Genomic DNA, 14,959 nt, shown 5'->3' with positions numbered 1-14,959 from the left:
CACAGCGCCCAAGCGCAACGCGGCGACCACGCAACGGCCACCGCGCGCAACCGCGCTGCGCATCGGGCAACCTCGCTCGACCTAGCGCGCACGCCGGCGCGAACGTTTCTATTCGCTATCGACCATGACGCGCGCGCCGATCAATAATCGCCACGCCGATAGCGTAGCGGCGACGCGCCCATTTGCTGCTTGAACAAGCGACTGAAATGCGGGCAACTGCTGAAACCGAATGAATACGCGATCCCCGTGATACTCAAATTACTGGAGCCGCGCAGCTCCTGCGCACATTGTTCTATTCGTCGCCGCCACAGGTAACCGTTCAAACTCTCGCCGTTACCACCCTTGAATGCGCGGTAAACCGTGCGCTTGCTCCACCCGAGCGCGCGCGAGATGGTGTCCGGGGACAACGTCGGATCGCGCAGATTGCGCTCGACGAACTGCAACACCATCTCGCGCGAGGGCCGGCTGGGTTCTGCCTGAGGCTTCGCCGCGGCAGGCTCCTTGAACGCCAGCTCCAGCAGCTTGATCATCGCTTGCGCAAAGAATTGACCGCTCTCCGGGTTGCATAGATCAGGTTCGTTGAACAGGCGTTCGACGAAACTGGATGCCAGACGCTGCATCGGTGCCGGCCCACAGCGCCGATGCGAGGCGACGCCATCCATCATCCTGATCGCATGCCGCTGCTTCTCGAACCAGATGAAATGCTGTTCGACACTGGATTGATTGACGATGCGCAACGCGCGCTGGATCGGCAGCACCACCATCTCGCCGGCCCGCAACTGCAACGGCACGCCATCGTGCACGAACTCGCTGGTACCCTTGGATTGCAGCGCGATCAGGATGCGGGGATGACGCTCGGCACTGCCGCGGAACGTGAATTCCAGCGCGTGTCCGCTGGCCGACACCTTGGAAACATGCAAGGCGCCCAGGCGTAATCGGGTGACGGAACCCTGGAACGCCGATTGCGCGGCATCGAAGGAAAACGTGTGCCGCCCGGGCGTGTCGTCAACATCCGCACCGACCGAGCCTGCCATCCACTCGAGCCAGCGCAGCACACGCTCGCCGGGGTGAACTTGCGAGGTGGAAAACGCATTCACTATATCCAACGATGACGCAGACTGCACATGCGGTGCGCAACGTGAAATTTCAATTTGTGCTCGGTGTGACTTATTCATTCCATCCGGCCCTCATGAATCAGGTTGTGGCGCCGGCATGCTAGGCAGGCACTGCGTCCTTTTCGTGACAGGCTCGTAAAATTTCGTCGTTGATCTGTAGAAATAAAATTTATCCAAATTAAAGTTTCGATTTGAATGCGGATGTCATTCCATGGAAATGCGACGAATTATATTGCATGCGCAAATATATAAAAATGAAGTTTTTTTATAAATTCAACGTTAATCCACAGGGAAATAGCGAACCGTCGCTTCGGATTCACCCCATGGTCGCCTGCATGTCACAGCCTTTTCTTAATTGCGGATCATCCTGGATGCTTGCTTCTGAGCACCGCATGCACCTGAATTCTTCTCCACGCCTGCGCCGATGCAGAACGACTCAGCTTCGACGTCAACGCATACGGGCTGGCCAAGATGCCACTGTCGTCGGCAACGCAGCGCCTTTCCCGATGACATACGGAGCGTTCGATGACCAAGAGTGTTCAACAACCCGATACTGCGCCGCGTTACCACAAGATCGATCACATCGCACTGGCGGTCAACGATCTTGAAGCAGCGATCGCGCTGTTCCGCGACCAACTCGGTTTTGCGTTGACCGGGCGGCGCCACATCAGCGGCAAGACAACCGGCATGCTCTCGGCGGAGATGCAGCATGGCGATCTCATATTCGTGCTGTGCCAAGGCACCGAACCGCAATCGCAGGTGTCGCGACTGATCGAGAGTCACGGCGTGGGCGTCGCCCATATCGCGCTGCGCGTCGACGATGCCCATGCGGCCGCCAAGCACCTGCGCGAACGCGGCCTGGCCTTCGACACCAACGTGATCGAAGGCCAGGGGCTGCGGCAGACCTTCTCCAAACGCGACGAGGTCACTGGCCTGAGCTTCGAATTCATCGAGCGCAGCGGCGAAGTCGGCTTCCAGGATGCCTCGGTCAACGAGCTATTCGCGCAATTGGAGCGCAGCGGCGCCTATTGACCGAACATCCCGCACGTCAGGGAGCCAGCCGATGCCAAGCACAAGCGCCTCTCCAGCAGCCGGCGGCAATCGCCTGGACGTGATGACCTTTCTCAACGAGGCGTCGTCCCGACACCCCGACGCCATCTCGTTCGTTTCAGGACGTCCGACCGACAGCTGCTTCGATCTACAGTCCTGGATGCGCACCGTCCCGCGCTTCGCCGCGCACCTGGCGCAGCGTCACCACATCGGCCAGGCAGATGCGCTCGGTCTGATCGCGCAGTACGGAACCACCCAGGGCATCGTGGACGACCTGGTCGTGGCCCAGCTGGCCGTGGACGAAGGCGTACCGGCCAGCACCGACCGCATGCTGATCACCGCGGGTTGCCAGGAAGCGCTGCACTTGTGCGTCACCGAATTGTGCCGACAGCCGAACGATGTTGTGTTGGTACGCAACCCTACCTATATCGGCATCACCGGAGTCGCCGACAGCCACGGCATCGCCATCACCGCGTTCAATCGCGGCGGCCGCGCCGATGCCGAGGCACTGGCTGAGACGCTGGAAGCGCTGAACGCCGCCGGGCAGCGTGCGCGTCTGCTCTACCTGGTACCGGATTTCGACAACCCCACCGGAACGGTACTGCCATACGCTCAGCGCGAGGCGATCATGGTCCTGTGCGCCGCGCACGGCATCCTCATCCTCGAAGACAATCCCTACGGGCTGTTTGCGTTCGAAGCAGAGCGCGTACCCACGATGCGCGCATTGGACAGCCATGGTTGCGTCATCTATCTGGGCACCTACTCCAAGACGCTCTGCCCAGGCCTGCGCGTGGGCTTCGTGCTGCTGCCGCCGACGCTATTGGGCAGTGCGGCAGCGGCAGGCGCATTGCACCAGGCGCTGATACGGCGCAAGAGCTTCGGGACGCTCAACACCAGCCAGGTCACCCAAGCCATCGTCGGCGGCGTGCTGATCGAACACGGCGGCAGCCTGGCGAGCCTGATCGAGGCGCCGCGTGCCCTGTACCGGCGCAATCGCGACCGCATGCTGGAATGCCTGGCGCACGAACTGGGCGAAATGACCCCGCAGATCCATTGGAACGTTCCGGCAGGCGGTTTCTTCCTGGTGGTCACGCTGCCGTTCGTGTTCGCCGCCGAAGAAGCCGCGTGTTGCGCGCGCGAGTGCGGCGTGCTGGTGATGCCGCTGTGCTTCTTCGCGATCGATGGCGGCTGCCGCCAGCAAGTACGGCTTGCCTACAGCAACGTGGCAACAGACCGGATCGCCGAAGGCATCGCGCGGTTCGCGCAATTCGTGCGCCATCGACTGCATGCGGGCAATGGCCTGCGCCAGTTGGCGCCCAGCCTTCCGTAATAGATCCCTCAATACCCCCGTTGCCCGGTAATGCGCATTCGGGCAAAGCAGGCACAACGCAAGCAGACCCGCCACGCGATCTCCATTGCTGTGGTGAAGACGCGGTTCCTGGGCGTCCACCAGCTGACATCGCTGCGCCGGATGCGATCAATCCAGCACGACCGAGCGATCGATCTCCGCGATCCGGGTCCGTCCGCACAAGGCCATCGTCAATTCCAGTTCGCGCTGGATCAACGTCAACACCCGCGCCACGCCCTGCTCGCCGAGCGCCCCGAGTCCATACAGCCAAGCACGGCCGATATAGGTGCCGCACGCCCCGAGTGCCAGCGCCTTGAGCACGTCCTGGCCACAGCGGATGCCGCTGTCCATGTGCACCTCGGCGCGGCCGGCGGCGAGTTCGGCGATCGCAGGCAGGGCGCGAAGGCTCGAAACGGCACCATCGAGCTGTCGTCCTCCATGATTGCTGACCACCAACGCGTCGGCGCCGGCCGCCAATGCCTGCCGCGCATCTTCCGCATCGAGCACGCCCTTCACCACCAGCGTCCCACGCCAGCGGCTTCTGATCCAGGCCAGGTCGTCCCATCCCAGGCTGGCGTCGAACTGGCGAGCGGTCCACTCCGCAAGCGTCTGCAGATCGCCTCGATCAGGCGCGTACTCGAGCAGATTGCCGAAGCAACGGCGGCGCGTGCGCAACATACCCAGTGCCCAGCGCGGATGGCTCAGGAAATCCAGCAGCACCGCGGGCCGCAAGCGGGGCGGCACGCTCAGTCCGTTGCGAAGATCGGCATGGCGCTGGCCCAGGAACGGCACATCCATCGTCACCACCAACGCGCTGCAGCCGGCAAGGGTCGCACGCTCGATCAACGCCGCGACCACGCCGCGATCACGCAGCGGATAGAGCTGAAACCAGCAAGGCTGGCGCACACTCGCGCAGACCTGCTCCAGCGAGCAGATGCTCATCGTCGACAGGACGAACGGCACGCCGAACGCCTCGGCCGCGCGCGCGCCGAGAATTTCGCCATCGGCGCGGATCAGGCCTGCCAGTCCGGTCGGCGCCAGCGCCACCGGCATCGCCACCGCACGCCCGAGCATGAGCGTGGCCGTGCTGCGTAGCGAAACATCGCAACCGATGCGCTGGCGCAGCGCAAGCGCATCGAAATCGCGGCGATTGGCCTGCACTGTCGATTGCGACCAGCTACCGGCGGTCGCATAGTCGTAGAACATGCGCGGCACCCGGCTACGCGCCAAGGCTTGAATATCGTCCAGGCAGGTCAGGGTTCGCATCGTACGAGTCTAAGCCGCGCAGATGACCACAATACGCTGCACATGCCCATGCAGCGCGGCAGGCCAGGCGGCTACGCCGCAGACAAGCCCGCGTCACGGCCAGTCAAGACGCCGGCAGGGCATCGCCTTAAAAAGACCGGCATCCAAGGCCAGGCGCGCCCCGCACCGTTGACCGCTGGCGGATGCACCGTGGCCCACAACCTCGCTCGCCGCCAGCATCGGGCACGCCGTCAGCAAGCAGGATCGACGCATCTGGTCTTCCCTGATCGGGATGCTGTTGCCACGAATCAGGACTGACATGAACGACCATCGCCGGCTGTTTGAGCAGCATGAATCCAATGTGCGCAGCTATTGCCGCGCATTGGACGCGCTATTCGTACGCGGTGCGGGCAGCGAGCTGTTCGACGCTCAGGGACGCCGCTACATCGACTTTCTCGCCGGCTGCGGCGCACTCAACTACGGTCACAACGATCCGGACATGACCGAGACACTGGTGGCGCACCTGCGCGATGGCGGCCTGGCGATGTCGCTGGACCTGCATTCGCAGACCAAGCACGACTTCATCGACGCCTTCGTGGCGCACATCCTGCAGCCGCGCGGGCTCTCGCACCGGCTGCAGTTCACCGGTCCGACCGGCGCCAATGCGATCGAGGCCGCACTCAAACTGGCGCGCAAGCGCACCGGACGTCACAACGTCATCGCCTTCAGCAATGCCTACCACGGCCTGTCGATGGGAGCGCTGGCCGCCACCGGAAGCCGCCACCACCGCATGGACCTGCCGCATGGCGGCGTCACCCGACTACCGTATGATGGCTACCTCGGCACCGGAGTCGACAGCGCCGCCTTGCTCGAGGCGCTGCTCGACGATCCTTCCAGCGGGATCGACCCGCCTGCGGCGATCGTGCTGGAACTGGTTCAGGGCGAAGGCGGACTCAACGTGGCGTCCACACCGTGGTTGCATAGGGTGTTCGCGGCCGCTCGCCGTCATGGCGCGTTGACGATCGTCGATGATATCCAGGCCGGATGCGGACGCTGCGGAAATTTCTTCAGTTTTGACGGCCAGGAACTGGTCCCCGACCTCATCGCATTGTCCAAGTCATTGTCGGGCTTCGGCCTGCCGTTTTCCCTGCTGTTGGTCGCTCCCGAGCACGACGGCTGGCTACCCGGAGAGCACACCGGCACCTTCCGCGGCAACAACCATGCCATGCTCACCGCGACCGTGGCGCTTCGCAAATTCTGGACAGACGATGCGCTCTGCACGCAGATCGACAGGCGTGGCCAGATCGTGGCCCAGGCGCTGACACGCATGGCGGAGCACGTGCCGGGAGCCCGGCTCAAGGGACGCGGCATGTTCATGGGGCTCGACATGCGCACGCGCGAACGTGCTGCCTGCGCAAGCGCAGGCGCATTCCGCAACGGACTGGTGATCGAAACCGCAGGGTCGCGCGGCGAAGTGCTGAAAGTCATGGCCCCATTGACCACGCCCGATGCGTTGCTGCACGAGGGCCTGGAGATCCTGTCGCAAGCGGTGCTCTCGGCACGCGGATAAGCTGCGCAAGGACGGCGTCGAGCGCTCCAAGAGCGCGAGCGCCGGCAGCATGCACAGGCGCACTCAGCTTGCCCGCCACGGTGCGCCTGAGCACCGTGCAGCAGTTGCTGGCGCAGCTGCGTTAGCCGCAGGCCGATAGCGAACAGGAAAAGTCAATCCAGGCGGATGGGGCATGCACTGCTGCAACCCGCAGCGTGCGTCGCAAATGGCATGCAAGTTTCGCCGCGAGCAGGACGGTGGGCAGGCGAATTGACTAAATTGCAGGCATGAAAACCTCCAACGTCAATCTGAACGCATTGCGCACGAACCTGTCTTTCCCTCGCGAGGACCAGGCCATCCCGGCCGGGGAACAAGCTGCGCTCAGCACCCGCGATGGTCAGCCGCCGCTTGCACGGCCACCGGCCAAACGGCGGCGGCTGGAGCCAGACGCTCACTCGCACCGGCACGATGATCCCGGCGACCGACGCGGTATCGCTGCCGAGCGACGCCCGGACAGAATGCCGGCTTCCTCGTCCTCGCAGCGTCTGCCACAACGCCCAAGGCATGGTGTACAGGCGCCGGCAGATCGTCGCCTGACCGAACAAAGGTCCGACCGGGCGGGCGGAAAACGACCGCGCGAGCAGCAAGAGCCGTATCGGCAGCAAAAGCGGCCACTGCATGGCGTGGAGTTGACGCCGGCCGAGCTTCGCCTGGCCGAACATCAGCTCGACTCGGCGGAAAAAGAACAGCTGCAGGCAGAGCGAGAGCGCTATCGGCGGCAGTTGAGTGCGCCCAACCGGTTGGCGCAGACGCACAACGCGCGCCTGAGCGTCTCCATGACGCAGGACAACGTACTGGCGCGCCGCATGAGCTGCAAGCTGGCCCTGCCCTTCCTGGATGAGAACGCCCACGCGCAAGTCAATGCGCATTTGCTCGACAAATATCTTCAGATGATTGCCAATGCAAGGCGGTCCATAGGGCCTGGCCTGACACACCGCGATCTCGATCGTTGCACCGAACTTGCGGCGCAGTATCTCTACAAGACCGGGTGGTTCGACGGTGCATCGCTGAAACAGCTTGCCCATGTGGCCAACAAGCTGAGCAAGCACCCGCACCAAACGGCGTGCATGGATGCAATCGCGTGGCTCGCTGGAGAGGTGATCCAGGCCGATGCTCCGTTGGGGCTGGATGGCCCCCCGTCAACCCTCCTCCTGAACGCCTTCGCCAAGAACACCGACAGCGGCAGGTGCGAACGCGCGGTGGCGCGTCTGGCACGTCACCTGCAACGTGAGCACAAGGCCCGGCAGTCCATGGACGCGAAGGACATCGGCCTGGTCCTCAATGCCTTCAGCAAGTGGTCCGACAACCCCGACTGCCAGTCCATGGCGCACTCGCTTGCCGGGCTGCTCGCCAGCAACGGCCACCTGCGTCATGCGATGGATGCACAGAGCATTGCAAACACGCTCAACGCCCTGAGCAAATGGCCCGACGCGAAGCTGTGCGCAGCCGCCGCCAGCGCGTTGGCCTTGCGCCTGGCCACCGAGCGCGGCGTGTGCAACGCCTTCAAACCGCAAGAAGTCGGAAACACGTTAAATGCCCTGAGCAAATGGCCTGACGCGCCTCACTGCGCGGCGGCCGCCAGCGTGCTGGCCTCGCGATTGACCAATGATGGCACGTTACGCAACCGCCTCGAGCCGCAAAGCGTGGTCCAGGTGTTGAACGCCCTGAGCAAATGGCCCGACACACAGGTCTGCGCGGTGCCCGCCAGCGCGCTGGCCGCGCGATTGGCCAATGATCGCGATCTGTGCAACTGCCTCAACGCGCAAGGCGTGACCAGCGTGCTCAACGCTTTGAGCAAATGGCCAGACACGCCGGTGTGCGCCGCCGCCGCGGAGGCGCTGGCGGTGCGGCTAGCCGACGAGCCCGGGTTGCGCAATACCCTTAACGCGCAAGGTGTGGCCAACGCGCTCAACGCCCTGAGCAAATGGCCCGATACGCCCGACTGCCAGGATGCCGCCAACGCACTGGCCTGGCGACTGGCCGACGAGCCCGGGTTGCGCGACGCCTTCGAAGGGCAACACATGGCCAACGCGCTCAACGCCTTGAGCAAATGGCCCGCCATATTGCTCTGCGCTGCCGCCGTCGAGGCACTGGCCTCACGCTTGGCCGACGATCCCGGGTTGTGCGACGGCCTCGAACCGCAAGGCATGGCCATTGCGCTGAACGCCCTGAGCAAATGGTCCGGCACGCCGGTGTGCGCCGCCGCCGCGGAGGCGCTGGCGGCGCGACTGGCCGACGATCCCGGGTTGTGCGACGCCCTCAAACAGCAGGAACTGGGCATCATCCTGAATGCCCTGAGCAAATGGCCCGGCATACCGGTCTGTGCCGATGCCGCCAGCACGGTGGCATCCCGATTGGTGAACGAGCCCCGGGTGTGCGGCGACCTCGACGCGCGAGGCGTGGCCAAGGGGCTCAACGCCTTGAGCAAATGGTCCGACACGCAGGCCTGCAAGGATGCCGCCAACGCATTGGCCGCGCGGCTGGTCAACGAGCGCGATTTGCGCAATGCCCTCAACGCGCTGGACGTGGACCACGTGTTGAACGCCCTGAGCAAATGGCACGAAACGCCCGTGTGCGCCACCGCCGCGGAAGCGCTGGCCGCGCGACTGGCGGACGATCCCAAGTTGTGCAACGCCCTCGATCCGCAAGGCCTGACCAACGCGCTCAACGCTCTGAGCAAATGGCCCGACACCCCTCTCTGCGCTGCCGCGGTCGCGACACTGGCGGCGCGACTGTCCGACGATCCCGGGTTGTGCGACGCCTTCGAAGGGCAACACATGGCCAACGCGCTCAACGCCTTGAGCAAATGGCCTGACGTACTGCGCTGCGCTGCCGGCGTCGAGGCACTGGCCTCACGCCTGGCCAACGATGCCGGGTTGTGCGGCGCGCTGGAACCGCCAGAAGTGGCCATTGCGTTGAACGCCCTGAGCAAATGGCCTGGCACGCAGGTCTGTGCGGACGCGGCCAATGCGCTGGCGTCGCGGTTGGCGAACGCGCCTGGTTTGTGCCAGGCGCTGGATCCGCAAGGCGTGGCCAATGCGCTCAACGCCCTGAGCAAATGGCCCGCCAGCGCGCTCTGCGCTGCAGCGGTCAAGGCACTGGCCTGGCGGCTGGCTGACGATCCCGGGTTGTGCAACGCCCTCACGCCGCAAGGCGTGGCCAACGCGCTGAACGCCTTGAGCAAATGGCCTGACCTATCGCGCTGCGCTGCCGCCGTCGAGGCACTGGCCGCACGCTTGGCCAACGCTCCCGGGTTGTGCGACGCGCTCGAACCGCAAGAAGTGGGGATGGCCCTGAATGCGCTGAGCAAATGGCCCGGCACGCGGGTCTGTGCGGACGCCGCCAGTGCGCTGGCGGCGCGGTTGGCGAACGCGCCTGGTTTGCGCCAGGCGCTGGATGCGCAAGGCGTGGCCAATATACGCTCAACGCCCTGAGCAAATGGCCTGCCAGCGCGCTCTGCGCTGCAGCGGTCAAGGCACTGGCCTCGCGACTGGCCGACGATCACAGGTTGTGCAACGCCCTCGAAGGGCGACACATGGCCAACGTGCTCAACGCCTTGAGCAAATGGCCTGACGTACCGCGCTGCGTTGCCGGCGTCGAGGCACTGGCCGCGCGCTTGGCCGACGATCCTGGGTTGTGCAACGCCCTCGACCCGCAAGGTGTGGCCAACGTACTCAATGCCCTGAGCAAATGGCCCGACGCGCCCGACTGCAAGAATGCCGCCACTGCGCTGGCTTCGCGACTGGCCAATGATCGCGACCTGTGCAACGGCCTCGCGCCTCAATGCGTGGCCAACGTGTTGAACGCCCTGAGCAAATGGCCCGACACGCCTGGGTGCAAGGATGCCGCCAATGCGCTGGCCTCGCGACTGGCCGGCGATCCCAAGTTGTGCAACGACCTCGACCCGCAAGGCGTGGCCAGCGTGCTCAACGCCTTGAGCAAATGGCCCGACGCGCCTGAGTGCAAGGCTGCCGCCAATGCGCTGGCCGCGCGCCTGGCCGACGATCCCGGGTTGTGCAACGACCTCGACCCGCAAGGCGTGGCCAACGCGCTCAACGCCCTGAGCAAATGGCCCGACGCGCCCGACTGCAAGGCTGCAGGCAATGCGCTGGCCGCGCGCCTGGCCGACGATCCCGGGTTGTGCAACGACCTCGACCCGCAAGGCGTGGCCAGCGCGCTCAACGCCCTGAGCAAATGGCCCGACGCGCCCGACTGCAAGGCTGCAGGCAATGCGCTGGCCGCGCGCCTGGCCGACGATCCCGGGTTGTGCAACGACCTCGACCCGCAAGGCGTGGCCAACGCGCTCAACGCCTTGAGCAAATGGCCCGACGTGGAGTGCAACAAGGCCGCCGCTGACGCCTTGGCCTGGCGGCTAGCCGACGAGCGCGTTTTGCGTAACGCCCTGCGCCCTATCGACCTGGCCCAAGCACTCAACGCGCTGAGCAAATGGCCCGGACGTGCGAACGACGTGCTGGCCGACAGGCTGACGGAGGACCACGACCTGCGCCACGCCATGCAGGCGCGAGACGTGGCCGTGTCACTCAATGCACTGAGCAAAGGCCTCGAAAGGCCGGCGTGTCAAACAGCAGCGGTGCTGCTCGCCGAATACGCCGGCTCGGCCACGTTGCCGTGGCAGCAGTTCGATATGCGTGGGCTGGTCATGGTGGCCAACGCGATGTCCCGCCTGCGGCACTTGGACGATGAACAGTTGCAAACACTGGGTGGCGCCAAACTGCAGGCGATCGCCGGGCACCTGGAGCTGCACCGCGAACGTTTTGAGGCAGCCTCCGCCGGAGAGATCGGGGTGCTCTTCAAGGCCCTTTCATCGGCGCAACTGCATCGCCAGATGCGTCCGCTGGCAGGGCCAGCACTGCAGCGGGTTTCGGCGCTCGCGCAGGATGACGGATTACGTGAAACCAACCTTGAGGGTCTCGGCAGCCTATGCATGGGACTGTTGCCAGTGATCCGCAACCCGGAGCTGACCCCGCGCCATCGCAGACGCGCATTGCGCGTGTTCAACGCGTTGCAGCCCATTGCCGAGCGCAAGATCGACTTGTACTTGGGCGGCGCTGGCGCGCAGGCTTCGGCCGACACCGAACAGCACGCAACGCGATGCCCGGCGTTGTCCTTCTTCCAGGTGCTCAAGGCCTATGGCGTGGTCTCCGGGCAATGGAAGACGCGCCATGTCGAAGGCTCACGCAAGCAAGTGCAGCAGCGCCGCGAGCAATTGACGACATGGGTAGAGCGGACGCTGGAGCGGACCCGCGAGGCCATCGAGGCGGACCTGGGCGAGATGAGCTGGAACTTGATCGCGCAGATCGAGGCCGGTGACCAGGTGTTTGACACGCTGGACCTGCGCATGGCGAAGGAGTCGGCGAAGATTGCGCAGGCCCATCCACCGAGCAGCTTCGACCTGGACAGCGGGCGCTTGAGCATGCGCTCAGCTCCGGGCCAGCCTGCCGCCCCCGTCACCGGCACGGGCAGCACGACGCATGTCGTGGTCGACATGCGGGGCAAGGAAATCTCGAACAATCTGGCCGAAGCGGACAAGCCGTACTCGCTGTTCGCGCGTCTGACCGGCCTGCCGCTGGTAGAAGTCCAGCTGCCGGGGGCGATTTCGACGTTCATGCTGGCGCGTACGTTCAACTATCAGGATGAGCCATGGCGCTTCGACATGTTCGGCGGCAGCCGCGCCGATGGCAAAAAATCTGCCAGCAACGGCCTGTCGCTGCCAAGCCGACCTGAAAAGACCTCGCTGTTGCCGGCGTTCCGTTATGCCGACACCGTCCCGGGCAGCAGCCTGATGCAACTCGCAGCCAAGCTCGCCCCGCAACGTGAGGACTGGTCGCGCATGCAGCGCTCGCTGCTGGAGATGGTCCCGAGCGACCATGTCGTCGAGGGCACGTTGCGCCTGGGCTTTTTCGATGACGTCGAAGGCCCTGCGCACCCGTTCAAGCCGTTGGCATCGGATGGGAGCCCGCTGGCGCTATGCCCCAACGATGGCTGCGGCTTTCTGAAGTTGGAGGTGGCCTTGTGCATCCCTGCCTTCCGCAAGCGTTACGACGCCTGGCAAGCGGCGCAGGCCGGCCAGGCCAGCCAGGAGCAGCGCGAGCTTCTGGCCGTGTACAAGGGTCCTTCGATGATGCCAGCGCAGGCGCTGCAGCACTTTCCGCGCGACGAGGCGGCATTGCAGGAGGCGCGCGAGGCGATGCAGCAGCGGCTGAAGGCGCTGCCGCCTGGATCGGGTGAACTCCTCTCGACGTACAAGCTTGCCGTCGGCGGCGGCTACCAGGGCCAGAGAGTCAAGGCGGTGCCGTCCGCCGATGACAAGGTGCACCTGCCGCGGCAGCGCAGCCAGGCCTTCGACGCCGCAGGCGGTCCCTTGCTGCTCGGCAAGCCGCCCTACGACAAGGAGAACCTGCTGCCGGTGCCGGAGGAGCGCGTCGCGACCGTGGCGCAGGGCGACGCCACCGCCGAGTTCCTCTCGCAGTCGTTCGGCATCCAGTACAGCTACACCGGCTTCGACGACGGATCGGGCGACGACCCCCAGATGCTGCACAGCAAGGGCATGCTCATCGTGGTGCCGAAGACCAACTGGCCGGCCGATTTCGCCAACAAGGATCTGGTCTGCTCCAAGGAGGATCTCAAGACGCTGTCGAGCTGGACCACCGGCCGCGACCGCAATGCCTTGCCGCGCGACATGCGCAGCACCGGCAGCCTGCGGCTCAAGGACATCGCGGAGCCCGGGCGTCTGGGCGCACTGCCGATCGCCGAGTTGCGCAAGCGCAACATGGATACCGACGGGGACGACGCCTTCGTGTACGCAGGCTACCCCAAGCTGGCCGCGCTGATTTCGCGGGTGATGGCCGAGCGCGAGGTGAGGCTCGGTCGGCAGCAGTCCTTCAAGCCACCGAAGACGGCCACGCCGGCCGTCGACCCCGTCACTGGCCACTACCAGGCCGGGCGGCTGTCGGAGATCATCTCCTTCAAACGCGGGCAGCACATCACAAGCGCGGCCGCGACCCTGGCGTCGCGCTTCATGGCGCAGCCCGACGAGCTGCGCGAGGCGATGGCGCGCAGCATGATGTTCGGCACCTACGATGGCATCGAGCGCGACCTGCGCAACGGCTTGCGCGAGATGCTCGAAGACGACGCCCGCGATCCGCAGATATTGGCGGAACTACGCACCCAGGCGCAGGAAGCGATCGGACGCGCCCATATGCCCGAGGCGCGCGAAGCCGCCGAGTTGCTGTACGCGCAGCTGGCTGGGCTCGAGCCGGGTTCGGCCGCCAGCAGCGACGCGCCGCGTCTGCCCGACGCATTGGCCGAGGCGTTTCCGCAGCTTGCCCAGGCCTACGAGGCCGCGCCTGGCGTAGAGGCGCGCATCCACGCCATCCTCGACAACTACCCGGTGTGCCGGCTATCGCACGCGCAGTTCCCGAACGGGCAACCGGGGCTGGTCAAGGATGAACCTGAACTGAGCATTCGCAACCTTTTCACCATCGCGATCAAGGTCGGCACCGATGCACTGAAGTCCGACACCGGCACGGCGCTGTTCGCCAAGATCGTGGAGGCGTGCGAACGATCCGAGCGGGCGTTCGCCGAGCGCGTGTCGATCGTGCCGTACGGCAAGGCGACCGCCCGCGCAATGCACGACGGTCGCTTCGATCCCGAACGGACCAAGGGACTGCTGCAGCGCATGCCGTCGATGGCCGCGGGTGTCATGGAAGACGCGCTTGGCGCGCTACAGCAGGCAGGCCTGATCGCCCCGCCGCCGCCGCCGGCAACGCGTCTGCGTGAGGTTCGGCGCGAGGACATGGCGCTGCAGGCGCAGGCCTTGCTGACCCGTGCACGCGAAATGGAACCCAAGGTCACCGACATGCTGAGGCGCGTCGCCGCACCTCATGGCGGGCGACTGGAGGGAACACAGCATCAACTGAAGTCGCACGGCTCGCTGCTGGCAAAGCTCGAACAGCGCATTGCGTTGAAAAAGCAGACCCTGGAAGAAGCCGTGGCCGGCGTGAACGACGCGCTGCGCTACAGCGTGGTACTGGAACCGCAGGATTTCACCGCCGGCCTGCGCGGTGTGCTGGCCGCACTGGACGATCAGGGGCATGTACGGGTCAAGCTGAACAACCACTTCAGCACGTACCGGCAGACCTTCAAGGCGGTCAATGTCACCTTGCGAAGCCCGGAAGGCGCGCTCTGGGAAATCCAGTTCCACACCCCGCACACCTTCCAACTCAAGGAGCAATTCCATGACCTTTACAAGCGCTCATTTGCGCTGAAGCTCGGCGGCGCTTCACCGGCCGAGAAGCACGAACTGGAGGCGCCTGCGCTAGCGGCTTTCAGTCGCGTGGCTTCGCCGCCAGGGTGCGAGGAGATCGAGGATTGGGAAGAGTCCAGCCCTTGACGCGGCGTATGTCAAGCACCAGTGAGGGCTGCTGATCGTCGTAGGCCCTGTTGCAGGGGCGGCCGGGATTCGTGCAAACGCAGCGATTTCTCCGGCCATATCCCGCATGATCTTGCCTGATCAGCACTCTCCTTCAGCCCGGTGATAGCCTGTGAGCCAGCCAGCCTGCATATTCACGG

At 65.0% G+C, this 14,959-nt stretch carries 7 protein-coding genes; 5 read left to right on the top strand and 2 right to left on the bottom strand.

What is annotated here, in order from left to right; translation table 11 throughout:
- Nucleotides 1-140: 140 nt before the first annotated feature.
- Nucleotides 141-1,175, bottom strand: a complete 1,035-nt coding sequence (locus tag KHF85_RS10370; RefSeq protein WP_284566634.1) for a helix-turn-helix domain-containing protein — start codon at nt 1,173-1,175, stop codon at nt 141-143.
- Nucleotides 1,176-1,640: 465 nt separating this feature from the next.
- On the opposite strand from KHF85_RS10370, the gene KHF85_RS10365 reads away from it, so the two are divergent.
- Together KHF85_RS10365 and KHF85_RS10360 are read left to right on the top strand one after the other, a co-directional pair.
- Entirely contained in the window at nt 1,641-2,147 is a 507-nt protein-coding gene (locus KHF85_RS10365; RefSeq protein WP_284566633.1) for a VOC family protein, read from the top strand.
- Nucleotides 2,148-2,178: 31 nt separating this feature from the next.
- Complete coding sequence (locus KHF85_RS10360; RefSeq protein ID WP_284566632.1) at nt 2,179-3,495, top strand: aminotransferase-like domain-containing protein; 1,317 nt, start codon at nt 2,179-2,181, stop codon at nt 3,493-3,495.
- A 147-nt stretch (nt 3,496-3,642) separates the two neighbouring features.
- Here the strand turns inward: KHF85_RS10360 and KHF85_RS10355 are convergent, their stop codons facing one another.
- Nucleotides 3,643-4,779, bottom strand: a complete 1,137-nt coding sequence (locus KHF85_RS10355; protein WP_284566631.1) for an alpha-hydroxy acid oxidase — start codon at nt 4,777-4,779, stop codon at nt 3,643-3,645.
- A 298-nt stretch (nt 4,780-5,077) separates the two neighbouring features.
- On the opposite strand from KHF85_RS10355, the gene KHF85_RS10350 reads away from it, so the two are divergent.
- From KHF85_RS10350 to xopAD, 3 genes are all read left to right on the top strand, one after another.
- Complete coding sequence (locus KHF85_RS10350; protein WP_284566630.1) at nt 5,078-6,328, top strand: diaminobutyrate--2-oxoglutarate transaminase; 1,251 nt, start codon at nt 5,078-5,080, stop codon at nt 6,326-6,328.
- An 815-nt stretch (nt 6,329-7,143) separates the two neighbouring features.
- The gene (locus KHF85_RS20645) at nt 7,144-9,801 is read left to right on the top strand and encodes a hypothetical protein (RefSeq protein ID WP_458296511.1); all 2,658 of its coding nucleotides are present in this window, start codon (nt 7,144-7,146) and stop codon (nt 9,799-9,801) included.
- Nucleotides 9,696-14,780 (top strand): XopAD/skwp family type III secretion system effector, encoded by a 5,085-nt coding sequence (xopAD, locus tag KHF85_RS10340; protein ID WP_409976701.1) that lies wholly within the window; start codon nt 9,696-9,698, stop codon nt 14,778-14,780. Before KHF85_RS20645 ends, xopAD begins: the two co-directional genes overlap by 106 nt.
- Nucleotides 14,781-14,959: the final 179 nt, after the last annotated feature.

The sequence above is a fragment of the Xanthomonas graminis pv. graminis genome, from assembly GCF_030168915.1.
Lineage (GTDB): Bacteria > Pseudomonadota > Gammaproteobacteria > Xanthomonadales > Xanthomonadaceae > Xanthomonas_A > Xanthomonas_A translucens.
The sequence above is the reverse complement of the archived record's forward strand: the minus strand, read 5'-3'. Positions and strand labels throughout refer to the sequence as shown.